The organism is Pseudomonas sp. DR 5-09 (assembly GCF_001655595.1).
Classification (GTDB): domain Bacteria; phylum Pseudomonadota; class Gammaproteobacteria; order Pseudomonadales; family Pseudomonadaceae; genus Aquipseudomonas; species Aquipseudomonas pharyngis.
Genome location: NZ_CP011566.1, coordinates 2,564,654 through 2,590,985, shown reverse-complemented (window position 1 = coordinate 2,590,985; position 26,332 = coordinate 2,564,654). Strand labels below are relative to the sequence as shown.

25 protein-coding genes are annotated in these 26,332 nt (G+C 61.8%); 14 read left to right on the top strand and 11 right to left on the bottom strand.

Annotated elements, in window-relative coordinates; translation table 11 throughout:
- Positions 1-7 precede the first annotated feature (7 nt).
- Positions 8-244, top strand: coding sequence for a hypothetical protein (locus tag PDR5_RS11640; RefSeq protein ID WP_007956926.1), 237 nt, complete (start codon positions 8-10; stop codon positions 242-244).
- An 85-nt stretch (positions 245-329) separates the two neighbouring features.
- On the top strand, positions 330-1,223 hold the full coding sequence (locus PDR5_RS11635; RefSeq protein WP_064595514.1) for a LysR family transcriptional regulator: 894 nt from the start codon (positions 330-332) through the stop codon (positions 1,221-1,223).
- Here PDR5_RS11635 and PDR5_RS11630 read toward each other — a convergent pair.
- The 3 genes from PDR5_RS11630 to dnaQ all read right to left on the bottom strand — a co-directional run bounded on the left by PDR5_RS11630 (position 1,189) and on the right by dnaQ (position 4,987).
- Positions 1,189-1,803: a GNAT family N-acetyltransferase gene (locus PDR5_RS11630; protein WP_064595512.1), complete on the bottom strand. Its 615-nt coding sequence runs from the start codon at positions 1,801-1,803 to the stop codon at positions 1,189-1,191. The two genes, PDR5_RS11635 and PDR5_RS11630, sit on opposite strands and share 35 nt — an antisense overlap.
- A 14-nt stretch (positions 1,804-1,817) precedes the next feature.
- Positions 1,818-4,073 (bottom strand): Orn/Lys/Arg decarboxylase N-terminal domain-containing protein, encoded by a 2,256-nt coding sequence (locus tag PDR5_RS11625; RefSeq protein ID WP_064595510.1) that lies wholly within the window; start codon positions 4,071-4,073, stop codon positions 1,818-1,820.
- A gap of 155 nt (positions 4,074-4,228) precedes the next feature.
- Entirely contained in the window at positions 4,229-4,987 is a 759-nt protein-coding gene (dnaQ, locus tag PDR5_RS11620; RefSeq protein WP_039770804.1) for a DNA polymerase III subunit epsilon, read from the bottom strand.
- Positions 4,988-5,175: 188 nt separating this feature from the next.
- On the opposite strand from dnaQ, the gene PDR5_RS11615 reads away from it, so the two are divergent.
- Complete coding sequence (locus PDR5_RS11615) at positions 5,176-5,481, top strand: DUF2388 domain-containing protein (protein WP_064595508.1); 306 nt, start codon at positions 5,176-5,178, stop codon at positions 5,479-5,481.
- Here the strand turns inward: PDR5_RS11615 and rnhA are convergent, their stop codons facing one another.
- Both rnhA and PDR5_RS11605 read right to left on the bottom strand, forming a co-directional pair.
- The gene (gene rnhA / locus PDR5_RS11610; protein WP_039770807.1) at positions 5,482-5,943 is read right to left on the bottom strand and encodes a ribonuclease HI; all 462 of its coding nucleotides are present in this window, start codon (positions 5,941-5,943) and stop codon (positions 5,482-5,484) included. It lies immediately after the preceding gene.
- 92 nt (positions 5,944-6,035) lie between these two features.
- Positions 6,036-6,794, bottom strand: a complete 759-nt coding sequence (locus PDR5_RS11605) for a methyltransferase domain-containing protein (protein WP_011333614.1) — start codon at positions 6,792-6,794, stop codon at positions 6,036-6,038.
- Positions 6,795-6,859: 65 nt separating this feature from the next.
- Between PDR5_RS11605 and gloB the strand changes: the two genes are divergently transcribed.
- The 8 genes from gloB (at position 6,860) to fabI (ending at position 17,748) form a co-directional block, all read left to right on the top strand.
- On the top strand, positions 6,860-7,627 hold the full coding sequence (gene gloB / locus PDR5_RS11600) for a hydroxyacylglutathione hydrolase (RefSeq protein WP_064600759.1): 768 nt from the start codon (positions 6,860-6,862) through the stop codon (positions 7,625-7,627).
- 99 nt (positions 7,628-7,726) lie between these two features.
- A complete protein-coding gene (locus tag PDR5_RS11595) occupies positions 7,727-9,202 on the top strand; it encodes a transglycosylase SLT domain-containing protein (RefSeq protein WP_064595503.1) in 1,476 nt (491 codons plus the stop codon).
- A 350-nt stretch (positions 9,203-9,552) separates the two neighbouring features.
- The gene (locus PDR5_RS11590; protein WP_064595501.1) at positions 9,553-11,385 is read left to right on the top strand and encodes an extracellular solute-binding protein; all 1,833 of its coding nucleotides are present in this window, start codon (positions 9,553-9,555) and stop codon (positions 11,383-11,385) included.
- Positions 11,382-13,223, top strand: coding sequence for an extracellular solute-binding protein (locus PDR5_RS11585; RefSeq protein ID WP_064595499.1), 1,842 nt, complete (start codon positions 11,382-11,384; stop codon positions 13,221-13,223). Before PDR5_RS11590 ends, PDR5_RS11585 begins: the two co-directional genes overlap by 4 nt.
- A gap of 4 nt (positions 13,224-13,227) precedes the next feature.
- Positions 13,228-14,301 carry a microcin C ABC transporter permease YejB gene (locus PDR5_RS11580; RefSeq protein ID WP_064595496.1) on the top strand — a complete coding sequence of 358 codons (1,074 nt, stop codon included), beginning with the start codon at positions 13,228-13,230 and terminating at the stop codon, positions 14,299-14,301.
- 1 nt (position 14,302) lies between these two features.
- The gene (locus PDR5_RS11575; protein WP_007956945.1) at positions 14,303-15,322 is read left to right on the top strand and encodes an ABC transporter permease; all 1,020 of its coding nucleotides are present in this window, start codon (positions 14,303-14,305) and stop codon (positions 15,320-15,322) included.
- Between the two features lies 1 nt (position 15,323).
- Positions 15,324-16,934, top strand: coding sequence for an ABC transporter ATP-binding protein (locus tag PDR5_RS11570; protein WP_064595495.1), 1,611 nt, complete (start codon positions 15,324-15,326; stop codon positions 16,932-16,934).
- Positions 16,935-16,953: 19 nt separating this feature from the next.
- Entirely contained in the window at positions 16,954-17,748 is a 795-nt protein-coding gene (gene fabI / locus PDR5_RS11565) for an enoyl-ACP reductase FabI (protein ID WP_003202751.1), read from the top strand.
- Between the two features lie 45 nt (positions 17,749-17,793).
- Here the strand turns inward: fabI and PDR5_RS11560 are convergent, their stop codons facing one another.
- The gene (locus tag PDR5_RS11560) at positions 17,794-18,657 is read right to left on the bottom strand and encodes a LysR family transcriptional regulator (protein WP_064595493.1); all 864 of its coding nucleotides are present in this window, start codon (positions 18,655-18,657) and stop codon (positions 17,794-17,796) included.
- A gap of 113 nt (positions 18,658-18,770) precedes the next feature.
- Between PDR5_RS11560 and PDR5_RS11555 the strand changes: the two genes are divergently transcribed.
- On the top strand, positions 18,771-19,196 hold the full coding sequence (locus tag PDR5_RS11555; RefSeq protein WP_064595490.1) for a VOC family protein: 426 nt from the start codon (positions 18,771-18,773) through the stop codon (positions 19,194-19,196).
- Between the two features lie 94 nt (positions 19,197-19,290).
- Here PDR5_RS11555 and PDR5_RS11550 read toward each other — a convergent pair whose 3' ends face one another.
- From PDR5_RS11550 to PDR5_RS11535, 4 genes are all read right to left on the bottom strand, one after another.
- Positions 19,291-20,256 carry a sensor domain-containing diguanylate cyclase gene (locus PDR5_RS11550; protein WP_064595489.1) on the bottom strand — a complete coding sequence of 322 codons (966 nt, stop codon included), beginning with the start codon at positions 20,254-20,256 and terminating at the stop codon, positions 19,291-19,293.
- Between the two features lie 61 nt (positions 20,257-20,317).
- Complete coding sequence (locus PDR5_RS11545) at positions 20,318-20,896, bottom strand: hypothetical protein (protein WP_064595487.1); 579 nt, start codon at positions 20,894-20,896, stop codon at positions 20,318-20,320.
- Position 20,897: 1 nt separating this feature from the next.
- Positions 20,898-23,060: a xanthine dehydrogenase family protein molybdopterin-binding subunit gene (locus PDR5_RS11540; protein WP_064595483.1), complete on the bottom strand. Its 2,163-nt coding sequence runs from the start codon at positions 23,058-23,060 to the stop codon at positions 20,898-20,900.
- A gap of 17 nt (positions 23,061-23,077) precedes the next feature.
- Entirely contained in the window at positions 23,078-23,533 is a 456-nt protein-coding gene (locus PDR5_RS11535) for a (2Fe-2S)-binding protein (protein ID WP_007956954.1), read from the bottom strand.
- A 240-nt stretch (positions 23,534-23,773) separates the two neighbouring features.
- Here PDR5_RS11535 and PDR5_RS11530 point away from each other — a divergent pair, with 240 nt between their 5' ends.
- Entirely contained in the window at positions 23,774-24,604 is an 831-nt protein-coding gene (locus PDR5_RS11530) for an alpha/beta fold hydrolase (RefSeq protein ID WP_064595481.1), read from the top strand.
- A 38-nt stretch (positions 24,605-24,642) separates the two neighbouring features.
- Here PDR5_RS11530 and PDR5_RS11525 read toward each other — a convergent pair whose 3' ends face one another.
- Positions 24,643-25,035: a GFA family protein gene (locus PDR5_RS11525; protein ID WP_064595479.1), complete on the bottom strand. Its 393-nt coding sequence runs from the start codon at positions 25,033-25,035 to the stop codon at positions 24,643-24,645.
- Between the two features lie 110 nt (positions 25,036-25,145).
- Between PDR5_RS11525 and PDR5_RS11520 the strand changes: the two genes are divergently transcribed.
- The gene (locus PDR5_RS11520; protein WP_064595475.1) at positions 25,146-26,294 is read left to right on the top strand and encodes a GGDEF domain-containing protein; all 1,149 of its coding nucleotides are present in this window, start codon (positions 25,146-25,148) and stop codon (positions 26,292-26,294) included.
- Positions 26,295-26,332 lie beyond the last annotated feature (38 nt).

Sequence of the window (26,332 nt, the reverse complement as noted above, 5' to 3'; positions counted from 1 at the left end):
TAAGCAGATGGCAGCAGTACTCGTCGGTCAGTTCCATGCAAGAGATGCGGAAGGCCGCGTTTATTCCGTGCATGAGTTCCAGGAATCCAACCCGTCGGCAGACGGTTTCACCGGCACGGAGCCCGTTACCACCTACAAGCTGGCGATTGGCGACCGCGTCAACAAGATCGACGACAACGAGTTCCTGCTGGTTCAGTCGGGCATCACCCTGATCCGCGAACCCGAGCCATCGGTCGCTTCATAACCGATCGTTATGAGCAGAAGTCATCCGCGCCGAGTTGGGGTAGGATTCAGCCACTGACCCCAACGGCCGGACATGGACTTCACGCATGCGTTTACGTCATATCGAAGTGATTCAGGCGCTTTTGCAGACCGGTCACGTGGGCACCGCCGCCGAATGGCTGCAACTAGCGGCGCCCGAGGTCGAGGAGCGTTTGCGCGAAGCCGAGAGTCAGCTTGGTTTCATGCTGTTCGCCAGCGTACGCGGACGACTTCAGCCAACCCCGGAGGCCCGGGCGCTGCAAGTCGAGATCGGCCACATCTATGAAGCGCTGGAACCGGTGCAACGGCTGGCCAGCAGCCTCAAGCAATATCTCGCCCCACCCCTGCGGATCATCGGCACCCCGCCGCTGGCCCAGCAACTGCTGCCGCAAAGCCTCGCCGCCCTGCGCCGGCGCCTGCCCGACGTGCCCTGCACCCTGCTCAGCGAGCCGACCCGCGACATCGTCCGCCACCTGCTGCTGCGCGACAGCGATCTGGGCCTGAGCCTGCACGATCCACAACACCCTGACATTGATTGCCAGCCGCTGGCCCAGGGCAAGTTGCAATTGCTTGCGCCCCACGGCTGGCTGCAACCGAAGCAGAAATACATTTCCCTGCAGGATCTGGCCGGTCAGGCGATGGTCGGCCTCGAGGGCCAGGACCCGCTGAGCCCGGCCCTGGAAAACAAGCTCCAGGCCCTGCGCCCGGCGCCGACCATCCAGACCCGGGTGCAGACCCACCAGATGATGCGCAGCATGGTCGAGGCCGGCGAAGGCCTGGCGATCGTCGACCCGTTCACTGCCCTTGGCGCGCGGGCGGGCGGTCTCGATGTCTGCCCGTTGTCGCCCGCGGTGCCGATCAGCCTCTATGCCCTGACCTTCAAACACGCCACGCCGTCAGCGGCGATTCAGACGCTGCTCGGGATCGTCACGGAACAAGCCGTGGCGATGCTGGCGAACTGATCGGATGCTCCAGCGGGTTATCGAACAATCGATACCAGAACAGCGCCACTTCGGCGGTGTTCGGATCGATGCCGCGATAACGCAAGTGGTCGATGCCGCCGATCACATACCCGCAACGCTCATACAGGCGGCAGGCGCCGAGGTTGTTGTTCTGGGTTTCCAGCATGACTCCCGGCAGCTTCTTCTTGCGGCTCCAGAACTGCGCCACGTCGAGCAGGGCCTTGGCCACCCCATGGCGCCGCGCCGGGGCGTGCACCGCCAGTTCATCGATATGGGCGAAGCCGTTCCAGTTGGTGCTGATCACCAGATGCCCGACCGGCTCATCCTCCAGGTACGCCATGAAAATCGCACTGTCAGCGGCATCGCGAAAACTGCTGAACTCCTCCGGATCGATGCCGTAGCACTTGCGATACGGCACGATGGGCGTCACGGCCCATTGCGCCACGGGTTTGCCGATTTCGGCCGTGCCGTAGGCGGCCACCTCGAAGCTGAAATCGCTGCCCCAGATGTAAGCGGCAAAACCGTCGTCGGCGACTCGCACCGACAACCCTGGGTATTTCGGATTCATGACCGGTTGCATACTCGGGAAAGCCCTCATTCCTTGACGCAATCGACGGTGTATTGCCGTCCATTGCCCTCATCTTCGTGTTGCAGACCGTGCACATCGACCACGAACCCCGGAAAAGTTGCGTCGAACGTGCGGGCAAATCTGAGGTATTCGATGATCGAGCGCGTGGATTCGGTAAAGCGTTCGCCAGGCATGATCAGCGGAATGCCCGGCGGGTACGGCACCAGCATCACCGCTGCCACCCGGCCTTCCAGCTCATCGATCGGCACCGCCTCGACTTCGCCGCGCACCAACTGGTCGTAGGCGTGGGCCGGTTTCATCGCGATTTCCGGCAGCACCGTGTACATGCGCTTGAGGTGTTTGGCGGTGGCGTTGCTGCGATAGCAGGCGTGAAGTTGATCGCACAGATCGCGCAGGCCCATGCCGCGATAACGCACAGGATCTTCCTGGGCGACACACTTCAGGCAGGTGTCGAGACTGACGTTGGCGTCGTAGCTGCGCTTGAACTCCAGCTGTTCGGTCAGCAGCGTGCTCCACTTGCCCTTGGTGATGCCCATGGAGAACAGCACCAGAAATGAGTACAGGCCGGTTTTCTCCACCACCAGTCCGCGCTCCCAGAGGAAACGGCTGACCACTGCCGCCGGAATGCCCTTGTCGCTCAAAGCGCCGCCGGCGGTCAGGCCCGGCATGACCAGGGTGACCTTGATCGGGTCGAGCAGCACATAATCGTCGCTGACCTCGCCGAAACCATGCCAGTCCGCATCAGGCTTCAGCAGCCAGTCCTCGGTCTGCACCCGGTCGATGCCTTCGACACCCGGCGGCTGCCAGATCGAAAACCACCAGTCGTCGGCGGCAATGTGCTGGCGCAGATTGGCCAGCGCCCGGCGAAAGCTCAGGGCTTCGTCGAAGGTTTCCTGTAGCAGTGAACGTCCGGCCGGCCCTTCCATCATCGCCGACGCCACGTCCAGCGAAGCAATGATGCTGTACTGCGGCGACGTCGAGATGTGCATCATGAACGCTTCGTTGAACCGGTCGCGATCCAGCTTCCGCGCCCCGCCGTCCTGCACATGAATCATCGAAGCCTGACTGAACGCCGCCAGCAGTTTGTGGGTGGAATGGGTGGTGAACACCAGAGGACTGTCCTCGCTGCGCGAGGTGGCCATGCCGTAACGACCGGCGAAAAATTCGTGAAACGCGGCGTAGGCGTACCAGGCCTCGTCGAAATGCAGGACTTCGACACTGTTGCCCAGGCTCTGCTTGATCAGCTCGGCGTTGTAGCAGAGGCCGTCGTAGGTGGAGTTGGTGATCACCGCCAGTTTGACTTTCGGTTCGCGGCCCTTGGTCAACGGGCTGGCATCGATCTTGGCCTGGATCGATTCGCGGCTGAATTCACTGAGCGGAATCGGGCCGATGATGCCCAGCTCGTTGCGCTCCGGGCACAGGTACAGCGGAATCGCGCCGGTCATGATGATCGCGTGCAACACCGACTTGTGGCAGTTGCGATCCACCAGCACCAGATCATCGCGCCCGACCATCGAGTGCCAGACGATCTTGTTGGCGGTCGAGGTGCCGTTGATCACGAAAAACGTGTGATCGGCGCCGAAATTGCGCGCGGCGCGTGCTTCCGCCTCGGCCAGTGGCCCGGTGTGGTCGAGCAAGGAACCCAGCTCCGGCACCGACACCGACAAATCCGAGCGCAGGGTGTTTTCCCCGAAGAACTGGTGAAACGCCTGCCCCACCGGACTCTTGTGATAAGCCACCCCGCCGCCATGGCCCGGGGTATGCCAGGAATAATTGGAATCGGCGGTGTGCTGCACCAGCGCCTTGAAGAATGGCGGCAGCAGGCCGTCCAGGTACTTGCGTGCCGCCCGCGCCACTTGCCGGGCGAGAAACGGCACCGTGTCTTCGAACAGGTAGAGAATGCCGCGCAACTGATTGAGCTCGGCCATGGCATCGGCCGGGGCGTTTTCCAGGGTGACTTGCTCGCCGAGGGCAAAGATCGGCAGATCCGGCGCCCGCACCCGGGCCAGACCGATCAGTTCGGCCATGTTCTGCAACAAGTGGGAGTTGGTGCTGGCGTCTTCGGCGGCGATCAGCATGCACGCCAGACCATGGTGGGTCGACGCCACCAGCCGTCCTTCGGTGTAGTCCGTGGCCGAAACGATACTGAAACCTTCCAGCTCCAGCTCTCGGGCGATGCCGCGAATGCGTTCACCGGCAACCGTGTCGGCCTTGATGTCGCGGTGGACGATCAACACCGGGAACTTCAAATCTTTGTACATGAGGCTCAGTGTCCTGAGGCGGCGGAGAGTGATCTGCCAATGTCCTCAGGGTAGAGGGTCGGAGCGGATGTGGCGAGGGTGGCCAGTTGTCAGTACTGCCAAAAACAAAGGATCGCCTGAACACGGCCTGGATGTTCGGGCGATCCTTTTTTGCCTTACGCCTGAGCTTCGGCTTCCAGCAGTTGAGTCCACAACGCCGGGGCACCGGCCGATTTGGCGATGATTTCCAGGCGCACCTGGTGTTCGGCCAGCTCGGCTTCGGTAGCGCGAATGATCCGCCCCGGTTTGCGATCTGCCGGCAGACGGCGGATTTCGGTGGCCGAGTTGTCCGCGCCCTCGCCCGTGCCATTGCCGTCGGAGGCGTTGCCGGCCAGCGACAGGCTGGTCTGGCCACCGGTCATGGTCAGGTAGACGTCGGCGAGAATCTCCGAGTCGAGCAATGCGCCGTGCAGCTCACGGCCGGAGTTGTCGACGCCGTAGCGTTTGCACAGGGCATCGAGGCTGTTGCGCTGACCCGGGTGACGTTCCCGGGCCATCATCAGGGTGTCGAGGATCGTGCAGTGCTGCGTGATGTCCGCGCGATCCTGCTGGCCCATCAGGGCGAATTCATTGTTGATGAAGCCAACGTCGAACGCCGCGTTATGGATGATCAGCTGCGCGCCGTTGATGAACTCGAAAAATTCGTCGGCCACTTCGGCGAAGCGCGGCTTGCCGACCAGGAATTCGTTGGTGATGCCGTGAACGGCGATCGCGCCTTCATCACTCTCGCGATCCGGTTGCAGGTAAACGTGAAAGTGCCGGCCCGTCAGACGTCGACCGATCAGCTCGACACAACCGATTTCGATAATCCGGTGGCCGTCGGTCACCGGCATGCCGGTGGTTTCGGTATCGAGTACAACGGATCTGGTGGCCATCAGTGTTCAGCTCTCAACGGGGTCAATCGTGCAAAAGCGGCGATGTTAACACGCTCGCGGTACGCGTCGCGCGCCGTCAGGTGACCGGCGCTCATGCAGTTTTTAACAATCATTAGCAATGTTCATAAAGTCGACGGCAAACCGGCTTGTTAGCGTGCGCGCCTTGTTTCCTGCGGATTGAGAGCGTCATGAAGACTGCATACGTTTTAATGCTCGGCGGCTGCCTGCTGGCGGCCGAAGCGCACGCCACCAGTTTCGTCATCAGCACCGACATCACCATGAGCCTTACGCTCAGCTCCAGCAAAGGCACCAGCGGTTCGTTCAAGGACGACAAGATCGTGTTGGCGGCCAAGGATGACGCCGCGGCGTTCGTTGCCAGCGACGGGGACATTCGCGGCGCACAGATGGAAGCGGCGCTGACGCGAATTCGCAGCCTGCTGCCAGGTCAGCCCTATACCGACCTGCAACTGGCCACGGCCATTTTGATGCTTTGATCAATCCTGCTTGTAACCGCGAACCTCATCCACCCCACGGTTGGCCAACTGGTCAGCCCGTTCGTTGCCGTGGTGGCCGATGTGGCCGCGGACCCATTTCCAGGTGACCTTGTGGCGGTTGACCTGCTCATCCAGCTCCTTCCACAGGTCAGCGTTTTTGACTGGCTCCTTGGCAGCGGTTTTCCAGCCGCGTTTCTTCCAGTTGGCCATCCACTCGTTGATGCCTTTCATCACATATTGGGAGTCGGTGACCAGCAGCACTTCGCACGGACGCTTGAGGGCTTCGAGGCCGCGAATCGCGCCGAGCAACTCCATGCGGTTGTTGGTGGTGTTGGCTTCGCCGCCCCACAGTTCCTTTTCAACACCCTTGCACACCAGCAAGGCGCCCCAGCCGCCGGGGCCGGGGTTGCCTTTGCAGGCGCCGTCAGTGAACAGTTCTACGCTATCGACGCTTTCGCTCATGCCAGTCTATCCAGAAAAAATGCGTGGCCTCGCCGATCACGGATCGACGATGGCCAAGGCCGGGATATACCCGGCCATAAATAAAAGAAGGTTTACGGTTCGATGCGCCGGCGATTGACCTTGGCCATCGGCAGCGGAATCAGCTTGCCCATCGGCTCGCGGCGTTCCTGACGCACCGGACGCAGGCCGACCACGATCTTGCGCGCGACCAGTAAATAGAAGCCGCCGCCCGACAGTTGCCAATCGCCGGCCTTGCGTTCCCAGCCGGCCAGACGGGCCTGCCACTTGGGTGACGCGAGCGGCGGACGATAGCACCCGAAGCGGCGTTTCTCCAGCGCAAAGCCCAGCAGGTTAAGCCAGTCCGCCACCCGCGACGGCGAGATACAGCGCGCCTGATGCAAGGCGTCATGGGCGAACACGTGGCGCAGCCCCCAGGTGCTCCAGGGGTTGATGCCGACAATCAACAGATGCCCGCCGGGGCGCACGCTGCTGGCCGCCTCGCGAAGAAGACCGTGGGGCGACAGGCAGAAATCCAGGCCGTGCTGCAACACCACCACATCGGCGGCGTGCTCGCTCAACGGCCAGGCCTGTTCTTCGCAGACGATCTCCACGCCCGGCAAGGGCGCGCCCAGCCGCACGTTGCGCTGCACCTGCGGCGCCGACGGCGGCGTTTCGGCGGACGGGCCGTAATGCACCAGATAGCCGCCGAAGAACCGGCCCAGCTCGTCTTCGAGCATGCGCCGTTCTTCGTCCAGCAGAAATTGCCCGAGGGGGCCGGACAGCCATTCACGGGCTGCACCGATCAGCGCGAGCCAGTCAGGATCGGCCTGAGCGAACGCTTTATCGATCATTGCATTCTCCAACACGCCAGGAACCTCTAAGATGCGCCAATGTTACCCGCTTGGCGAATTCGACGATGATACAGATCAGTGCCCTGCCCGCCTTCACCGACAACTACATCTGGTTGTTACAGGATCATGCCACCCAGCGTTGCGCGGTGGTCGATCCGGGGGATGCCGCCCCCGTGCAGGCGTGGCTCGACGCGCATCCGGGCTGGGTGCTCGGCGACATCCTCATCACTCACCATCACCACGACCATGTCGGCGGCGTCGAGACGCTGAAAAAGGCCACCGGTGCCACGGTCTACGGACCGGGCAGCGAAAGTATTCCGGGGCGGGACGTGGCCCTCAAGGACAACGACACAGTGCGCGTGCTCGGCTGGGACTTCGACGTCCATGCCGTTCCCGGCCACACCCTGGGACACATCGCCTACTACCATCATGGCCTGCTGTTCTGTGGCGATACCCTGTTCGCTGCCGGCTGCGGCCGTTTGTTCGAAGGCACGCCGCAACAGATGCACCAGTCGTTGAGCCGTCTGGCGGCGCTGCCGGAAGACACCCTGGTCTACTGCACCCACGAATACACCCTGAGCAACCTGAAATTCGCCGCTGCCGTGGAGCCGGGCAACCGGGACATCGCCGCCCGTCTGGAAAAAGTCAGCCAGCAACGTGCGAATGGCGTGATGACACTGCCCTCGACCCTGGCGCTGGAAAAGCTCACAAACCCCTTTTTGCGAACCGGTGAAATATTGGTTACACAAAAAGTGGACGAACGGAACGGCCCTCAAAACCGGGCGCCGAGTGAGGTTTTTGCGGCTCTGCGGGCATGGAAAGATACGTTCTAAGTGGCTCCCTGCCTGGTACAAAAATTCTGAATGGTTGACCGCAGGGGGTGCGCTTTCTAGAATCGCCCGACATTTTTGCCCGGAACTTACTTCCAGCCAATGTCGTCATCCATACGTAAGTCCGTCAATTCAGATGCATTGACCCGCCTGGCGCAAGCCATTGCGGTGGCTGTGTCCGCCACACTGGCGGGCTGTTCCAGCCATGCTCCGCAGACTGAAGCGACACATACGCCGAACATTGCTGCGCGAGCCAAGCAGAAGCCCATCTGGTTGTCGGAAAAGCCCAGCCCGCAGGTGCCTCAGGACATCTGGGAGCGCATGCGCGGTGGCTTCCAGCTTCAGGAAGGTCTGGGCGTGAACCCGCGCATCGAGCAACAGCGCCTGTGGTTCGCCAGTAACCCTTCCTTCCTCGAGAACGCCGGCGAACGCGGCAGCCTCTACATTCATTACATCGTCGAGCGCCTCGAAGAACGCAACATGCCGCTGGAACTGGCGCTGCTGCCGGTCATCGAAAGCGCCTACAACCCGATGGCCTATTCCCGGGCCGACGCGGTGGGCCTCTGGCAGTTCATCCCGTCCACCGGGCGCTACTTCAACCTGCGTCAGACCCGTTTCTACGATGGCCGTCGCGACATTACTGCCTCGACCACGGCAGCGATGGACTACCTGACCCGCCTGCACGACATGTTCAACGGTGACTGGTTGCTGGCACTGGCCGCGTACAACGCCGGCGAAGGCACGGTCAGCCGCGCCATCGAGCGCAACGAAAAGCTCGGCCTGCCGACCGACTACTGGAACCTGCCGCTGCCAGCGGAAACCCAAGCCTACGTGCCGAAACTGCTGGCGCTCTCGCAAGTGGTCCTGACGCCTGAAGCCTATGGCGTGAACCTCAACCCGATCGCCAACGAACCGTATTTCCAGGTCGTCGAAATCAATCAGCGCATGGACCTGTCCAAGGTCGCGGCGGTGGCCAACATCGACGAAGACGAGCTGTTCCAGCTCAACCCCGCCTTCAAGCAGCGCACCACCATCGACGGCCCGCAGCACCTGCTGGTGCCGACCTCGAAGGCGCAGCTGCTGACCGCCAGCCTGCAGACCATGCGCCCTGACGAACTGATCAGCCCGCGCTCGCTTAAACCGGTGTTCGAAGGCGCCGATCCGAGCGAGATCGCCCAGGCCAAGCGTGCCTATCGGGTCAAGCGTGGCGACAACCTCGGTTCCATCGCCAAGGCCAACAAGGTCGAGGTCAAGGACCTGCAACGCTGGAACAAGCTGACCGGCAAGAACCTCAAGGTCGGCCAGACCCTGGTCATGCAGGACACCAGCAAGCGCACACCGGCGCGCAGCAGTGGCGGGCGCATCAACACGGTCATCGCAGCCAACAGCAAGACCAGCAGCAAGACCAGAGAAAAGGACGACGGTAAACAGACCCAGTACAAGGTTAAACGCGGCGACACGCTGTACGTGGTCGCCAAGCGTTTCAACGTCGAGATGCAGCACCTCAAGCGCTGGAATCCGGGCGCCGGCAAGGCGCTCAAGCCTGGGCAGATGCTCACGGTCTACCAGCCGCACTGACCAGGAGCCCCTGAATTTCAGGGGCTTTTTTTCGCTTGGATCAAAAGCCTTCCCTCACCCTAGCCCTCTCCCGGAGGGAGAGGGGACCGATCCGGGGATATTGGAGATCTACGCCGACTTGAACGACTTGCTTTGAATCCATAATCGACTCGGTTTTTCAGGTCGATGTATCACGCAAGACATCGCCGTCAGTTCCCTCTCCCTCCGGGAGAGGGTTAGGCGGGCGGCGTTCCGATGAGGGAGCGCTTTCCTTTGCCGATTAACCCCACATTAACCTCTGTCTTTTTCCTGTCCATACAAGCTGTTACTGTACGGCCCACAAAGCCCAAGCCGCCTGGATCGGATCTGACTTGAAGCGTCCCCTCCTCCTGCTCCTGATCAGCCTGGCCTTGAGCTCCCCCGTCAGCGCGACGATCACCGAAAGCCACGGTTATGCGCAGTTCGGCACGCTCAAGTACCCGGCCAGATTTACCCACTTCGACTGGGTCAACCCGCAAGCGCCCAAGGGCGGTACGTTGCGGGTGATGGCGTTTGGCACCTTCGATACGCTCAACCCCTACACGTTCAAGGGTACCAGCCCGGTCACCACGGCGAATTTCCTGCAATACGGCATCAACGAGTTGAACGAGCCGCTGATGGTCGGCACCGGGCAATACGCGCCGTCCGGTGACGAACCGGCGTCCAGTTACGGTTTGATCGCCCAGTCGGTGGAGTACAGCGAAGATCGCAGCTGGGTGGTGTTCAACCTGCGCCCGCAAGCGCGCTTCCACGACGGCACGCCGATCACCGCTTACGATGTGGCGTTCTCCTACCGTTTGCTGCTCAAGGAGGGTCATCCCCTGTACCGCACCGCCCTTCAGGAAGTGCTGCGCGTCGACATCCTCAACCCGCAGCGCATCCGGTTTGTGCTTAAGCGCAGCGGCAATCCGTTGCTGATCCTGCGTCTGGGCGAATTGCCGGTGCTGCCCCAGCATTACTGGAAGGGCCGCGACTTCAAGGCCACCACCTTCGAGCCCCCACTGGGCAGCGGGCCGTACCGCATCACCTCGGTCACGCCGGGCCGGCAGTTGATTTTCGAGCGGGTCAAGGACTACTGGGGCAAGGACCTGCCAGTCAATCGCGGCAAATACAACTTCGATCGCATGGAAGTCGAGTTCTACCGCGACAGCGATGTGGCCTTCGAAGCGTTCAAGGCCGGCGAGTTCGACATCTATATCGAGCATCAGGCGAAGAACTGGGCCAATGGCTACAACTTCCCGGCCGTGCGCCGTGGCGACGTGATCAAGGCGCAGATCCCGCACCAGATCCCGACCCAGAGCCAGGGCCTGTTCATGAACACCCGGCGCCCGGCCTTTGCCGATATCAAGGTGCGTGAAGCGCTGGGCCTGATGTTCGACTTCGAGTGGACCAACCGCGCCTTGTTCAGCGAGGCCTACAAGCGCACCACCAGCTACTACCCCAACAGCGAGTTCAGCGCCGTCGGCCTGCCGGTCGGCCATGAATGGCTGATGCTCAAGCCGTACAAGGATCAACTGCCGGCGCGCCTGTTCACCGAACCGTTCACGCTGCCGCAGACCGACGGGCGCGGCATCCCCCGGGAAACCATGCGTAAAGCCCTGGCGTTGCTGGCTGACGCCGGCTGGAAGCTCAACGGCCAGCGCCTGCAGAACGCCGCCGGCCAGCCGCTGCGCTTCGAGCTAATGCTGGTCAATCCCAGCCTGGAGCGTCTCTATCAGCCGTACATCGAGAACCTCAACAGTATCGGCATCGAGGCGCGCCTGCGCACCGTCGATCGCGCGCAGTACAAACAGCGCCTCGATCAATTTGATTTCGACATGATCTCGATGACGCTAGGCCAGACCTTAAGCCCGGGCCTGGAACAATGGCAGTACTTCCACTCCAGCCAGGTAAACGTCAAGGGCAGCAAGAATTACGCGGGCATCGCCAATCCGGTGGTCGATCATCTGCTTGAACACTTGCTCGCCGCGCAAACCCGCGACGAACAAGTCGCCGCCGGCAAGGCGCTGGACCGCGTGCTGCTCTGGCAGCACTACAGCATTCCCAACTGGTACCTCAATTATCACCGTCTGGCGTACCGCAATCGGTTCGCCTTCGTCACCACGCCGCCCTACACCCTGGGCCTGAGCGCGTGGTGGCTGAAATCTTCGGAGAAAGATCGATGAAGCCTATCCGCGCCCTGCTTGTGCAGGCCAGCGGTCTGCTGTTCGCCGGGCTGGCTTGTGCCGCCCCGCAACACGCCGTGACCCTGTACAACGAGCCGCCGAAATACCCCGCCGACTTCAAACACTTCGATTACGTGAACCCCGACGCACCCAAGGGCGGAATCTTCCGCCAGGCCGGCTTCGGCGGCTTCGACAGCCTCAATCCGTTCATCAGCAAAGGCGTGCCGGCGGACGATATCGGCCTGATCTACGACACCCTGGCCAAACAGGGCCTGGACGAGCCATTCACCGAATACGGCCTGATTGCCAGCAAGATCGAAAAGGCCCCGGACAACAGCTGGGTGCGCTTCTACCTGCGTCCCGAAGCGAAGTTTCACGACGGCCACCCGGTACGCGCCGACGACGTGGTGTTCAGCTTCCAGACCCTGACCAAGGAAGGCGCGCCGATGTATCGCGGTTACTACGCCGACGTTGAGGAGGTAATCGCCGAAGATCCGCTCAAGGTGCTGTTCAAGTTCAAGCACACCAACAACCGCGAACTGCCGCTGATCCTCGGCCAGTTGCCGGTGCTGCCCAAACATTGGTGGGCCGAGCGTGATTTCAACAAGGGCAACCTGGAAATTCCTCTTGGCAGCGGCCCGTACAAGGTCACCCAAGTGAAGGCCGGGCGTTCGGTGCGTTACGAGCGGGTCAAGGACTACTGGGGCAAGGACCTGCCGGTCAATCGCGGTTTCTACAACTTCGACGTAATGACCACCGACTATTACCGCGACAACACCGTCGCACTGGAAGCGTTGAAAGCCGGGCAGTTCGATTACTGGCTGGAAATGGCCGCGAAAAACTGGGCCAATGCCTACAACGTGCCAGCAGTGACCGAAGGGCGGCTGATCAAGGAACAGATTGCCAACAGCAACCCGACCGGCATGCAGGGCTTCGTCTTCAATCTGCGCCGTCCGGTGTTTCAGGACGTGCGGGTACGCCAGGCCCTCGGCCTGCTGTTCGACTTCGAATGGACCAACAAGCAATTGTTCAACGGCGCTTACGCGCGCACCCGCAGTTATTTCGAAAACTCGGAAATGGCCGCCACCGGCCTGCCGGATGCAGAACAGGTGGCAATCCTCGACCCGTTCCGCAGCCAGCTGCCGGCGCAGGTGTTCAGCGAAGCCTTCGAGAATCCGAAAACCGACGCCAGCGGCATGATCCGCACGCAACAGCGCGAGGCGTATCAGCTGCTGCAAGAGGCCGGCTGGAAAATCGTCGACGACAAAATGGTCGACGCCACTGGCAAACCGGTAGCCATCGAATTCCTGCTGGCGCAAACCGAATTCGAGCGCGTGTTGTTGCCGTTCAAGCGCAATCTCAGCGATCTGGGCATCGATCTGGTGATCCGCCGCGTCGACGTCTCGCAATACGTCAATCGCGTGCGTTCGCGGGATTTCGACATGATCGTAGGCAGCTTCCCGCAGTCCAACTCGCCGGGTAACGAACAGCGCGAGTTCTGGATGAGCGCCGCCGCCGACAAGTCCAGCAGCCGCAATTCAATGGGCCTCAAGGACCCGGTGGTCGACCATCTGGTGGAAAACCTGATCAACGCCGATTCGCGCAAAAGCCTGGTGGCCCACGCCCGCGCTCTGGACCGTGTGCTGCAATGGGGCTACTACGTGATCCCCAACTGGCACATCAAGACCTGGCGCGTGGCGTACTGGAACCACATCGGCCACCCGAAAGTCTCCCCCAAGTACGACATCGGCATTAACACCTGGTGGGTCAAACCCGATGCGAAACCTGCGGTAGAAGTCGAAACCCAACTGCAAGCCGACCCTGTGGGCACGGAGTAATCAGATGCTGGCTTACATTTTTCGGCGACTGCTGCTGATCATCCCGACCCTGTTCGGCATTTTGCTGATCAACTTCGTGATCATCCAGGCCGCGCCCGGCGGGCCGGTGGAGCAGATGATCGCCAAGCTCGAAGGTTTCGAAGGCGCCACCAGCCGCATCGCCGGCGGCGGTGCCGAAGTGTCGGTGGCCGGCTCCTCCTATCGCGGAGCGCAGGGCCTGGACCCGGCGCTGATCAAGGAAATCGAGAAGATGTACGGGTTCGACAAGTCGGCCCCGGAGCGTCTTTGGATCATGGTCAAGAACTACGCGAAGCTGGATTTCGGCGACAGTTTCTTCCGCGACGCCAAGGTCATCGACCTGATCAAGGAAAAGATGCCGGTGTCGATCTCCCTCGGGCTGTGGAGCACGCTGATCATGTACCTGGTGTCGATCCCGCTGGGGATTGCCAAGGCCACGCGGCACGGCAGCCATTTCGACGTCTGGACCAGTTCGGCGATCATCGTCGGCTATGCGATTCCGGCGTTCCTGTTTGCGATTTTGCTGATCGTGGTGTTTGCCGGCGGCAGCTATCTGGACTGGTTTCCTTTACGCGGCCTGACCTCGAACAACTTCGACGAGCTGAGCCTTGGCGGCAAGATCCTCGATTATTTCTGGCACCTGGCGCTGCCGGTGACGGCGCTGGTGATCGGCAACTTCGCGACCATGACCCTGCTGACCAAAAACAGCTTCCTCGACGAAATCAACAAGCAGTACGTGGTCACCGCCAAGGCCAAGGGCCTGACGCGCCACCGCGTGCTCTACGGCCATGTGTTCCGCAATGCGATGCTGCTGGTGATCGCCGGGTTCCCGTCGGCGTTTATCGGCATCTTCTTCACCGGCTCGTTGCTGGTCGAAGTGATCTTCTCCCTCGACGGCCTCGGCCTGATGAGCTTTGAAGCGGCGATCAACCGCGATTACCCGGTGGTGTTCGGCACCCTGTTCATCTTCACCCTGCTTGGGCTGGTGGTGAAACTGATCGGCGACCTCACCTACACCCTTGTCGATCCGCGCATCGACTTTGCCAGCCGGGAGCATTGAGATGAACCTGTCCCCTCTCAACCGCCGGCGCTTCGAACTGTTCAAGGCCAACAAGCGTGGCTGGTGGTCGCTGTGGCTGTTTCTGATCCTGTTCGGCCTGAGCCTCGGTGCCGAGCTGATCGCCAACGACAAGCCGCTGGTGGTGCACTACGACAACAACTGGTACTTCCCGGCGATCAAGCGCTACCCGGAAACCACTTTCGGCGGCGAATTCCCGCTGGAAGCCAACTACAAGAGCCCGTATATCCGCGAACTGCTCAAGGCCAAGGACGCGTGGGTGCTGTGGGCACCGATTCCGTTCAGCTACCAGAGCATCAACTACGACCTGAAAGTCCCGGCTCCCGCCCCGCCGTCGGCGGACAACCTGCTGGGCACCGACGATCAGGGCCGCGATGTGCTGGCGCGAGTGATCTACGGTTTCCGGGTGTCGGTGCTGTTCGCCCTGACCCTGACCGTGCTCAGCTCGATCATCGGCGTGATCGCCGGCGCCTTGCAGGGCTTCTATGGCGGCTGGGTCGATCTGGCCGGCCAGCGCTTTCTGGAGATCTGGTCGGGGTTGCCGGTGTTGTACTTGCTGATCATCCTCGCCAGTTTCGTCCAGCCGAACTTCTGGTGGCTGCTGGGCATCATGCTGTTGTTCTCGTGGATGAGCCTGGTGGACGTGGTGCGCGCCGAGTTCCTGCGCGGGCGCAACCTCGAATACGTGCGCGCAGCCCGGGCGCTGGGCATGCAGAACGGCGCGATCATGTTCCGCCACATCCTGCCCAACGCGATGGTTTCGACCATGACCTTCATGCCGTTCATCCTGACCGGCGCCATCGGCACCCTCACCGCCCTGGACTTCCTCGGTTTCGGCTTGCCCGCCGGCAGTCCGTCGCTGGGTGAACTGGTGGCCCAGGGCAAATCCAACCTGCAGGCGCCGTGGCTGGGCATGAGCGCGTTTGCGGTGCTGGCGCTGATGTTGAGTTTGCTGGTGTTCATCGGCGAGTCCGCTCGCGATGCCTTCGACCCGAGGAAGTGACATGAATCAGGACAATCTGATCGAAATCCGCGACCTGGCCGTCGAATTCGGCATCGGTGATCGCGTGCAACGGGTGGTCGAAGGCGTGAGTTTCGATATCAAGCGCGGCGAAACCCTGGCGCTGGTCGGCGAAAGCGGCTCGGGCAAGTCGGTGACGGCGCACTCGATCCTGCGCCTGCTGCCCTACCCGCTGGCGCGGCATCCGGCCGGCAGCATCACCTATTCCGGGCAAAACCTGCTGGAGCTGGGCGAAAAGACCATCCGTCACATTCGTGGCAACCGGATCGCGATGATCTTTCAGGAGCCGATGACCTCGCTCAACCCGCTGCACTCGATCGAGAAGCAGATCAACGAGGTGCTGGGCATCCACAAGGGCCTGACCGGCAAGGTCGCGACCAAGCGCACGCTGGAGCTGCTGGAGATGGTCGGCATCCCCGAGCCGCACAAGCGCCTCAAGGCCCTGCCCCACGAATTGTCCGGCGGCCAGCGCCAGCGGGTGATGATCGCCATGGCCCTGGCCAACGAGCCGGAACTGCTGATTGCCGACGAGCCGACCACCGCGCTGGACGTGACCGTTCAGCTGAAAATCCTCGACCTGCTCAAAGAATTGCAGGCCCGATTGGGCATGGCGCTGTTACTGATCAGTCACGATTTGAACCTCGTGCGAAGAATTGCGCATCGTGTATGTGTCATGCAGCGCGGTTGCATCGTCGAACAGGCATCGTGCGCAGAGCTGTTCCGTTCGCCGCAGCATCCGTACACTCGGGAACTGCTTGGCGCGGAGCCCAGCGGAGGCCCGGCGAGCAATAAAATCGGGGCGCCGCTGCTTGAAGTCGAGGATCTGAAAGTCTGGTTCCCGATCAAGAAAGGCCTGCTCAAGCGCACGGTGGATCACGTCAAGGCAGTGGACGGCATCAATTTCAGCCTGCCCCAGGGTCAGACTCTGGGGATCGTGGGGGAAAGCGGTTCCGGCAAATCCACCCTGGGTCTGGCGATCCTGCGGTTGATCGGCAGCCAGGGCGGGATCCGTTTTGAAGGCAAGCAGCTAGACTGCCTGACGCAAAGCGAAGTCCGGCCGCTGCGCCGGGAAATGCAGGTGGTGTTTCAGGATCCGTTTGGCAGCCTGAGCCCGCGAATGTGCGTGAATGACATCGTTGGCGAAGGCCTGCGGATCCACAGGATGGGCACTGCCGCCGAGCAGGAAGCGGCAATTATTGCGGCATTGAAGGAGGTAGGTCTGGATCCGGAAACCCGGCACCGCTACCCCCACGAATTTTCCGGTGGGCAGCGGCAGCGTATCGCCATTGCCCGGGCCCTGGTGCTCAAACCGGCGCTGATCCTGCTGGACGAGCCGACTTCGGCCCTCGACCGGACGGTGCAGCGGCAAGTGGTGGAGCTGTTGCGTTCACTGCAAGCCAAGTACAACCTGACGTATTTGTTCATCAGCCATGACCTGGCTGTTGTGAAAGCGCTGAGCCACCAGCTGATGGTGGTCAAGCATGGCCAAGTGGTCGAACAGGGAGACGCGCAAAGTATCTTTGCCGCCCCCCAACATCCGTATACACAGCAGTTGCTGGAGGCCGCTTTCCTGGCACCAGCCACTGCGCAATAACCTGAAAGAGGAGCAACACATGGGTTTTCTCGCCGGTAAGCGCGTACTGATCGTCGGTGTCGCCAGCAAGCTGTCCATCGCATCCGGCATCGCTGCCGCCATGCATCGCGAGGGCGCTGAGCTTGCCTTCACTTATCAGAACGACAAACTGAAAGGTCGCGTAGAAGAGTTCGCACAGGGCTGGGGCTCGAGCCCTGAGCTGTGCTTCCCGTGCGACGTGGCCAGCGATGAAGAAATCGCCAAGGTCTTCGAAGAACTGAGCAAGAAGTGGGACGGCCTGGACTGCATCGTGCACTCCGTCGGCTTCGCCCCGGGCGACCAACTGGACGGCGACTTCACCGAAGCCACCACCCGTGAAGGCTTCCGCATCGCTCACGACATCAGCGCCTACAGCTTCGTGGCCCTGGCCAAAGCCGGTCGCGAAATGATGAAAGGCCGCAACGGCAGCCTGCTGACCCTTTCCTACCTGGGCGCCGAGCGCACCATGCCGAACTACAACGTGATGGGCATGGCCAAGGCTTCGCTGGAAGCCGGCGTACGTTACCTGGCCGGCTCCCTGGGCCCGGACGGCACCCGCGTCAACTGCGTATCGGCCGGCCCGATCCGCACCCTGGCGGCTTCCGGCATCAAGAACTTCCGCAAGATGCTGGCCGCCAACGAAGCGCAAACCCCGCTGCGCCGCAACGTCACCATCGAAGAAGTCGGCAACGCCGGCGCCTTCCTGTGCTCCGACCTGGCGTCGGGCATCAGCGGTGAAATCATGTACGTGGACGGCGGCTTCAACACCACCGCCATGGGCAACATCGAAGAGTAATCTTCGCGCTGCCGATAAAAAGCCCGCCTATTCAGGCGGGCTTTTTCATGCCTGCGATTCCAGGCAACGGACGAACAACTGTTGAATCGGTTGGGAGCGCTGGCTGTAGCGCTGCAAAACCACCATCTCCCGATAAAACGTCAGTTCTCCCAGTGCGATCACCCTCACCTTCAGCGGATGCTCCAGCCATAGCCCGGCCCAGGGCAACAACGAAACCCCGAGCCCGCATTCGACCATCTTCACGATCGCTTCCAGCTCATCCAGCTCCAACGCTACGTTGACGTCTATCCGCTGCTCACGCAGAAACTGCGTCACCAGCCGTCCACCAAAGGAGTTGCGGTCATAACGCACGTGAGGATGCTCCGCCAGCAGTTGCAGCGGATCATCGCCCTCAACCGTTGTCGGCACGATCAGCACGAAAGGTTCGCGGCGAATCACCTGCGCCGACAGCTCCTTGGGCAATTCGAACGGTGGCTTGATCATGATCGCCAGATCGACTTCCCCGGCATCCACCTGGCTCAACAGATTCAGCGACACACCCGGCACCAGTTTCGGCTCCACGCCCGGTGCCTGTTGCCGCAAACGGAGCAAGGCCTGAGGCAACAACCCGGTCTGTGCGGTCGCCACGGCGCCGATTCTCAGTTCGCCACGAAACTCGCTGACATCCTCACTGATCGCGATGCGGCTGAAGGTAGCGAGCATTTCCTGCGCCATCGGCACCGCCCGCAGCCCTGCCGGATTGAGAATTGCCTGTCGCCCGGTGCGATCGAACAGACGCACGCCCAAGGCCTGCTCCAGATTGCGGATCTGCGCGCTGACCGCCGATTGCGTCAGGCCGATATGCAAGCCCGCCGCGGCAAACGTGCCATGCCGCGCCACTGCCAGAAAGGTTTTCAATTCACGCAGCATGGCCGCCTCGATTGATCGAAATAACTTGTGCTCGGCGCAAAAACTATCGTCTTTCAATCGAAAAGCACAGCGCTAGACTCAGTTCACCCCAACCGTTATTAGACACCGCGCCTATGTCACTCAGCCCTTTTCACTTGGCCATTCCCGTGTACGACCTCGCCGCTGCCCGGCATTTTTACCGTGAAGTGTTCGGCCTCGAGGAAGGCCGCTCCAGCGATCACTGGGTCGACTTCAATTTTTTCGGCCATCAACTGGTGATTCATCTGGCACCGAAGAACGCCTCGCAGGAAGCCGCTCACACGAACGCCGTGGACGGGCATGACGTGCCGGTGCCGCATTTTGGCGTGGTGTTGGGGATGGAGGAATGGCATGCCCTTGCCGAGCGTTTAAAGTCACTGGGCACACGGTTCGTGATCGAGCCGGGGATTCGGTTTCAGGGACTGGTGGGCGAACAGGCGACGATGTTCCTGTTTGACCCGTGTGGCAATGCGCTGGAGTTCAAGGCGTTCAAGGATATCGGGCAGTTGTTTGCCAAGTAGCAGCGCCTGTACAGACGCCTTCGCGAGCAAGCTCGGTCCCACCCGTTGAAATACGCCTGCTGTGGGAGCGAGCTTGCTCGCGATGAGGTCAGGACTAACAACGCTTCAACGCCTGCTTGTGCTCATACATCGCTGCATCCGCATCCGCCAGCAACTTATCCACGGTGTCATGGCGCTGCGGGTTGTATTCGATCTGGCCGACGCTGAAGCGAATCGCGTAACCGCGGTGCAACGTGGCATTGCGCTCTTCGAGGATTTCCTTGAGCCGTGCCATGATCGCCGTCGTTTCGACATGGCTTGAGCCGGTCAGCAACGCCACGAACTCATCACCGCCCAGCCGTCCCACCACATCGCTCTCGCGAAAGGCGATGCGCAGCACATCGGCGAAAGTCTTGAGCGCGCTGTCGCCCTCGGCATGGCCGTAGAGGTCGTTGATCTGCTTGAAGTCATTGAGGTCGAAAAACAGCAACGTTGCCGGTTTTTCCAGGCGTGCGCAGGCATCCAGCGCATGCTGGGCGAGCATCTTGAAGCCGCGACGGTTGGACAGCAGCGTCAGCTCGTCCATGCTCGCCATCTGCACGGCCATCAGTTCCTGCTCGGCCATGCCCGCCAGATCGCGCAGCAGGGCGCGCTCCTCTTCGTCGAGATCGCGGGGTTTGGTGTCGATCAGGCACAAGGTGCCCATCTTGTTGCCGCTGGGTACGGTCAGCGGATAACCGGCGTAAAACCGGATGTTCGGCTCCCCGGTAACCAAAGGGTTGTCGTGGAAACGCTCGTCCTCTCGGGCGTCAGGTACCAGCATGAGCTCGTCCCTGAGAATCGCATGGCCACAGAATGAAACAGAGCGTGGCGTTTCGGTCGTGTCCAGACCCACGCAGGACTTGAACCATTGCCGCTCCTTGTCCACCAGCGTGACCAGCGCGATCGGCACGTTGAACAGCCGCTTGGCCAGTCGCGTCAGCCGGTCGAAGCGCTCTTCCGGTGCGGAATCGAGCAATTTCAAATCATGCAGCACTTGAACTCGGACAGCTTCATTGGCAGGTTTGCCGGGTACCAGCATCACACACTCCTTTGTCTTCGATGCAGTTGAGCGTAGCCCGAATCAGCGATGACTCAACCTCTCATCCGCCGGCCACCGGACACGGCCCGCCTGCATCGGCCCAAAGCTTGAACTGGGTCACGAAGATATCGTGCGGCACCGGCACCGGCGCGCGCCCTGCCCCGGGATTCCAGCCCCAGAGCACCAGTTTGTCCTCGCTGACGTGTTTGATCAGCGCGGCGAAATCGCGGTCACCGTTGCTGGCGCGGTCCTTGATCATTGCGCACAAACGATCCGGCGGCAGACCGATCCAGGCCATTTTGTGCGCGGCCGGCGGCAGGCTCCAGTGCGGCGCGCCCGGTGGCGCATGGGGGCCGTAACTGGCCGGCGGATTGCTTTCGGCGTGGCAAGTGGCGCAGGGCAAACCGGCGGCGCCCTTGCCGTCCATGCCGCGCACCACGTTCATCGCGTGGGGGATGCCGGCGTCGAACTGCAACGGCGAATCACCGGGAATGTGGCAGTTCTGACAGCGCGGGCTCTGGAAGACTTTCTGCACCGTGCCGAAAGCTTTCAAGGCGTCCTGATCGTCGGCAAACAGATCCGAGGCGTAACCGCCCAGCCCAAGCAGAATCACCGTGCCCAACAACAGATGTCGTTTCATCTCACACCCCCGACATTTGCAGTGGCAGTTCCCGCAGGCGCTGCCCGGTCAGGGCGAACACCGCGTTGGCCACCGCCGGCGCCGTGGGCGGCACACCCGCCTCGCCGATGCCGCCGGGCTTCTCGCTGCTCGGCACGATGTGCACCTCGACCAGCGGCATTTCATTGAGCCGCAACACCTGATAGTCGTGATAGTTGGACTGCACGACATGGCCGTCCTTGAGGGTCAGTTTGCTGTGCAGCGCCATGCCCAGACCGAAGGTGATGCACGACTCCATCTGCGCCGCGATGCTTTGCGGGTTGACCGCAATCCCGCAGTCCACCGCGCAGACCACCCGATGCACGCGGATCGCCAGATTGTCCTGGGACACTTCCGCCACCTGCGCCACATAGCTGCCGAACGACTCATGCACCGCCACGCCCAGCGCATGGCCGTCCGGCAGCGGGGCTTTCCAGTTGGCCTTCTCCACCGCCAGGTTCAACACGCCGAGATGCCGGGCATGATCCTTGAGCAGCGTTCGTCGGTACTCCACCGGGTCCTTGCCCGCCGCCGTGGCCATTTCATCGATCAGCGATTCCATGACAAACGCGGTGTGGCTATGGCCCACCGAACGCAGCCAGAGCACGTTGATCCCGGTGGTCGGCGAGTGCAGATCGACCTGATGATGGGCCAGGCCCTTGATGTACGGGCTGTCGGAAACGCCCTCGACCGACGTCTGGTCGACGCCGTTCTTGACCATGGTTTTCTCGAGCATGGTGCCGGCCATGATCGATTGCCCGACCAGCACATGCTGCCAGGCCAGCGGCAGGCCGTCGGCGCCGAGGCCGATCTTCGCCTGATGCAGAAACATCGAGCGGTAGTAACCACCGCGAATATCATCTTCACGCGACCACACGGTTTTCACCGGCATCGCAGCAGCTTTGGCCACTTGCACCGCTTCGGCGACAAAGTCCGAGGTCGGGTTGGCTCGGCGACCAAAACCACCACCGAGAAATTCGGTGTGAATCTCCACCTGCTCCGGCTTGAGCCCGGTGATCTTGCCGGCAACCATCTGATCCAGCGTCTGGAACTGGGTACCGGTCCAGATCTCGCACTTGTCGGCGCTGATCTTCACCGTGCAGTTGAGCGGCTCCATCGGCGCGTGGGCCAGATACGGCACGCTGTATTCGACGTCGATTTTCTTCGCTGCCTTGCCGAAATTGCCCTTGGCATCGCCGGCCTGCGCCGCCGAGGTGCCCGGTGTAGCCGCCAGTTTGCGGAAACTCGCCAACAGCTTTTCACTGCTCAGATCAGCGTTCGGCCCCAGATCCCAATCGACCTTCAGCGCATCGCGACCGAGTTTCGCCGCCCAGTAGTGCTCGGCGACCACCGCCACACCGGTCGGCACCTGCACCACTTTGTGCACGCCGGGAATCGCCAAGGCTTCTGCGCCTTCGAAGGATTTCACCGTGGCGCCGAACGCCGGCGCCCGCGCGACCATCGCGGTCATCAGTCCGTCGAACTGCACGTCCATGCCGAACTTGGCGCGACCGGTGATTTTCTCCGGGGTGTCGAGGCGTTTGGTGGGTTTGCCGATGACTTTCCAGTCCTTGGCTTCTTTAAAGGTAATCGACTTCGGATCCGGCACCGGCAGTTGACCGGCGGCGTCCGCCAGCTCGCCGTAGGTGGCGCGGTTATCGCCGGCAATCACCACGCCGGCTTCGGTGCGGATCGTCGACGGCGCCACGTTGAAGCGCTTGGCCGCGGCCTCGATCAGCATCTGCCGTGCCGTGGCGCCGGCGAGCCGATAGCGGTCGAACTCCATCCAGGTTGAAGTGGAGCCGCCGGTAATCTGCATTCCGCCAAAACCGGGCATGCCGTAATCCGCCGCCGAGGCTGGCGAGTGCTCAACGCGAATCTTCGACCAGTCGGCGTCCAGCTCTTCGGCGATCAACATGGTCAGGCCGGTCCAGATGCCCTGACCCATTTCCGAATGGCCAAGCAGCACGGTAACGCTGTTGTCCGCCGCAATCCGCAGGAACGCGTTCGGCGCAAACACCTTGCCTTCATTCTCGGCCGCCATGGCAAAGCGGTTGCCGCCAGGCACCACGAACGCCACCACCAGACCACCGCCAAGCACGGCGCTGCCCTTGAGAAATCCGCGACGGGATACTGGACTGTTCATCACCCACCTCCCTTCGTTCAGCCGATGTCGGCAGCACGTTTGACCGCCGCGCGGATTCTTGGATAGGTGCCGCAGCGGCAGATGTTGCCGGAGAGCGCCTGATCGATATCGCTGTCGGTGGGTTTGGGAATTTTCGCCAGCAATGCGGCGGCGGACATGATCTGCCCGGACTGGCAGTAGCCGCATTGCACCACGTCCAGTTCGGCCCAGGCCTGCTGCACCGGGTGCGAACCGTCGCTGGACAGGCCTTCGATGGTGAGGATTTTCTGGCCATGGGCGACAGCCGTGGCCGGCGTGATACACGAGCGCAGCGGTGCGCCATCGACGTGCACGGTGCAGGCACCGCACTGGGCCATGCCGCAGCCGAATTTGGTACCGGTCAGGTGCGCAACATCGCGCAGGACCCAGAGCAACGGCATGTCCGCAGGGACATCGAGCTCCTGATCCTTGCCATTGATGTTCAAGGTCAGCATGGGGGATTTCCTCAGACTCACGGTGTTCTGAAGGGCGTTGCTACGGCCATCGTTGGCGGTGCGCGCCTCGGCTTATCCCTTTCAGCTAAGCGCATTTTGACCCGACGACCAGCCGCCGCGACCACCGGTCATCCGGCACCGTTCGGAAAATCATCGATCAGGGTGTCGTTTTTGCTCCTACAGTTGATACCGCTTGTCACCGCAAGAACTGCCCTTTCACACTTTCCAGGAGTCGCGAACATGGGATTTGTCACAACGAAAGACGGCGTCGAAATCTTCTACAAGGACTGGGGACCCAAGGACGCCCCGGTCATTCACTTCCACCACGGCTGGCCGCTGAGCGCGGACGACTGGGATGCGCAGATGCTGTTCTTCCTGGCGAAGGGATTCCGGGTCGTGGCCCATGATCGACGGGGCCACGGACGTTCGAGCCAGGTCTGGGACGGCCACGACATGGATCACTACGCCGATGATGTGGCGGCGGTGGTCAATCACCTGGGGACGCAGAAAGCCGTGCATGTGGGCCACTCCACCGGTGGCGGCGAAGTGATTCACTACATCGCCCGGCATGGCGAGGATCGGGTATCGAAAGCCGCGATCATCAGCGCCGTGCCGCCGCTGATGGTGAAAACCGAAAGCAGCCCCGGCGGCTTGCCCAAGTCGGTGTTCGACGATCTTCAGGCGCAACTGGCAGCCAATCGCGCGCAGTTCTATCGCGACGTGCCCAGTGGGCCGTTCTACGGCTACAACCGCCCCGGCGCCAAGCCATCGGAAGGGATCATTGCGAACTGGTGGCGCCAAGGCATGATCGGCAGCGCCAAGGCGCACTACGACGGCATCGTTGCCTTTTCCCAGACCGACTTCACCGCTGACCTCAAAAGCATCTCGATTCCGGTGCTGGTGATGCACGGCGACGACGACCAGATCGTGCCCTATGAAAACGCCGGCGTGCTGTCGGCGAAACTGCTGAAAAACAGCACGCTGAAGATCTATCCGGGCTTCCCCCACGGGATGCCGACCACCGAGGCTGCGACGATCAACGCGGATCTTCTGGCGTTCATTCGCGGCTGATCATACCCGCCGGGGTCAGGCGCCCTGCCTGACCCCGGCTATTCTTCGGTTCGCCCCGTTCTCTCGCGATCGCGCACGTAGTGTCTGGCCAATGGAAAGGCCGGTAGCCAAGACTCGCGACGCACCGTCCACAGCTCGTACGTGGGCTGGAATTGATCCGGTGCATCCAGCGCGCCGAGATTGACCTCGACTTCATCGCCACTGCGGCCGAACACCGACGAGCCACAGCGCGGGCAGAAATGTCGCCCCGCGTAGTCATGGGTCTCGCCGCTGATCGTCACCGCCGCCTCGGGAAAGATTGCCGACGCGGCAAACAGCGCGCCCTGGTGTTTGCGGCAGTCAAGACAATGGCAAACGCCAACCCTGTAGGGTCGCCCTGACGCCTCGATCCGCACTTCGCCGCACAGACAACCGCCGGTCAATCGTTCCATGGGACACCTCCGCCTGAAAATGGAATATCCGGTGAGTGAAAATAGCAGCCCATTGGGGGAACGCTTACAATCGTGGCCCATTAACACTATCCAGGCAGACCTGTCCTTTCATGGCGCTCGATCCTCTCACGATGCTCACCATTTCCACCGCCCTGGCCGCGGCGGCCGCCCTGTATCTGGCGGTCGAATGGCGCAGCATCCGCGAATCTTCCCTGCTGTTCTGGAGCGCCGGTTTCGCCACCATCACCGTCGGCTCGAGCCTGGCCCTGTTGCGCGCCAATGGTTATCCGCTGATCGGCATCTGGTTCGCCAACGGTCTGCTGGTGGTCGCGCACTGGCTGTTTCTGCTCGGGGTCGCGCGGTTTACGCAGCGACGGTTGTCGCGGGCCTGGTACTTGATGTTCCTGCTCTGGCTGTCGTTGCTGCTGTTACCGGAAGATCCGTCGTGGTCGAAGATCATGCTGATGGCCAACTCGCTGCTGGTGGCCGCATCGATGCTGCGGGCCAGCCTGTTGCTGCGCCCGCATGGCAAGTCGTTGAGCGTCGGCGCGGTGCAGTTGCGTTATGTGTTGCTGATCCACGGCGCGTTCTATTTCACCAAGGCGATCATCGCGGTGATTCCCGGCACGCTGATCGATCTGGCGTCGCTGCGCGGCGAGATCATTCAGATTTCCCTGGTCGAGGGCGCGATGGCGATCATGCTGATCGCGCTGTCGATGACCGGCACCGAGCGCTACCGGCGAGAAAAACAGATCGCCGAACTGGCCGCCCGGGACCCGCTGACCGCGCTGTACAACCGCCGCGCCCTGGAAGTCCGTGCACCGCGCCTGCTCGACGAAGTCTCCAGCACCCGCCCCGGCGCGCTGCTGCTGATCGACATTGACAACTTCAAACTGATCAACGATCTGTACGGCCACACCGCCGGCGACCGGTTGCTCATCGCCCTCAGCGAAATGATCCGCGCAGTACTGCCCAAAGGCGCACTGGCGGCGCGGTTGGGCGGTGACGAATTCGTGATGCTGCTGGGCGACGCGTCCCACGCCCAGATCATGGATCTGGGCAGTGCGCTGCGTGAGCAGTTTCAGCAGATGACTTCCCAGACCTACACCACTCCGCAAGCGGTCACTCTGAGTATTGGCGCCAAGGTGTTCGATCAGCCGCCGGCCAGCCTCGCAGCGTTGATCGAACAGGGTGACAGCGCGCTCTACGAATCCAAGCGCGGCGGTCGCAACCGTATTCAACTGGCCGACTACACCTGACCTATCCTTGCCTGCATCCCGCGATCAAGGAGTCCGTC

Excerpts from the sequence above, each read along its gene's own strand:
- PDR5_RS11640 (WP_007956926.1), top strand. The coding sequence starts at position 8 with ATGGCAGCAGTACTCGTCGGTCAGTTCCATGCAAGAGATGCGGAAGGC.
- PDR5_RS11635 (WP_064595514.1), top strand. The coding sequence starts at position 330 with ATGCGTTTACGTCATATCGAAGTGATTCAGGCGCTTTTGCAGACCGGT.
- PDR5_RS11630 (WP_064595512.1), bottom strand. The coding sequence starts at position 1,803 with ATGCAACCGGTCATGAATCCGAAATACCCAGGGTTGTCGGTGCGAGTC.
- PDR5_RS11625 (WP_064595510.1), bottom strand. The coding sequence starts at position 4,073 with ATGTACAAAGATTTGAAGTTCCCGGTGTTGATCGTCCACCGCGACATC.
- dnaQ (WP_039770804.1), bottom strand. The coding sequence starts at position 4,987 with ATGGCCACCAGATCCGTTGTACTCGATACCGAAACCACCGGCATGCCG.
- PDR5_RS11615 (WP_064595508.1), top strand. The coding sequence starts at position 5,176 with ATGAAGACTGCATACGTTTTAATGCTCGGCGGCTGCCTGCTGGCGGCC.
- rnhA (WP_039770807.1), bottom strand. The coding sequence starts at position 5,943 with ATGAGCGAAAGCGTCGATAGCGTAGAACTGTTCACTGACGGCGCCTGC.
- PDR5_RS11605 (WP_011333614.1), bottom strand. The coding sequence starts at position 6,794 with ATGATCGATAAAGCGTTCGCTCAGGCCGATCCTGACTGGCTCGCGCTG.
- gloB (WP_064600759.1), top strand. The coding sequence starts at position 6,860 with ATGATACAGATCAGTGCCCTGCCCGCCTTCACCGACAACTACATCTGG.
- PDR5_RS11595 (WP_064595503.1), top strand. The coding sequence starts at position 7,727 with ATGTCGTCATCCATACGTAAGTCCGTCAATTCAGATGCATTGACCCGC.
- PDR5_RS11585 (WP_064595499.1), top strand. The coding sequence starts at position 11,382 with ATGAAGCCTATCCGCGCCCTGCTTGTGCAGGCCAGCGGTCTGCTGTTC.
- PDR5_RS11580 (WP_064595496.1), top strand. The coding sequence starts at position 13,228 with ATGCTGGCTTACATTTTTCGGCGACTGCTGCTGATCATCCCGACCCTG.
- PDR5_RS11575 (WP_007956945.1), top strand. The coding sequence starts at position 14,303 with ATGAACCTGTCCCCTCTCAACCGCCGGCGCTTCGAACTGTTCAAGGCC.
- PDR5_RS11570 (WP_064595495.1), top strand. The coding sequence starts at position 15,324 with ATGAATCAGGACAATCTGATCGAAATCCGCGACCTGGCCGTCGAATTC.
- fabI (WP_003202751.1), top strand. The coding sequence starts at position 16,954 with ATGGGTTTTCTCGCCGGTAAGCGCGTACTGATCGTCGGTGTCGCCAGC.
- PDR5_RS11560 (WP_064595493.1), bottom strand. The coding sequence starts at position 18,657 with ATGCTGCGTGAATTGAAAACCTTTCTGGCAGTGGCGCGGCATGGCACG.
- PDR5_RS11555 (WP_064595490.1), top strand. The coding sequence starts at position 18,771 with ATGTCACTCAGCCCTTTTCACTTGGCCATTCCCGTGTACGACCTCGCC.
- PDR5_RS11550 (WP_064595489.1), bottom strand. The coding sequence starts at position 20,256 with ATGCTGGTACCCGGCAAACCTGCCAATGAAGCTGTCCGAGTTCAAGTG.
- PDR5_RS11545 (WP_064595487.1), bottom strand. The coding sequence starts at position 20,896 with ATGAAACGACATCTGTTGTTGGGCACGGTGATTCTGCTTGGGCTGGGC.
- PDR5_RS11540 (WP_064595483.1), bottom strand. The coding sequence starts at position 23,060 with ATGAACAGTCCAGTATCCCGTCGCGGATTTCTCAAGGGCAGCGCCGTG.
- PDR5_RS11535 (WP_007956954.1), bottom strand. The coding sequence starts at position 23,533 with ATGCTGACCTTGAACATCAATGGCAAGGATCAGGAGCTCGATGTCCCT.
- PDR5_RS11530 (WP_064595481.1), top strand. The coding sequence starts at position 23,774 with ATGGGATTTGTCACAACGAAAGACGGCGTCGAAATCTTCTACAAGGAC.
- PDR5_RS11525 (WP_064595479.1), bottom strand. The coding sequence starts at position 25,035 with ATGGAACGATTGACCGGCGGTTGTCTGTGCGGCGAAGTGCGGATCGAG.
- PDR5_RS11520 (WP_064595475.1), top strand. The coding sequence starts at position 25,146 with ATGGCGCTCGATCCTCTCACGATGCTCACCATTTCCACCGCCCTGGCC.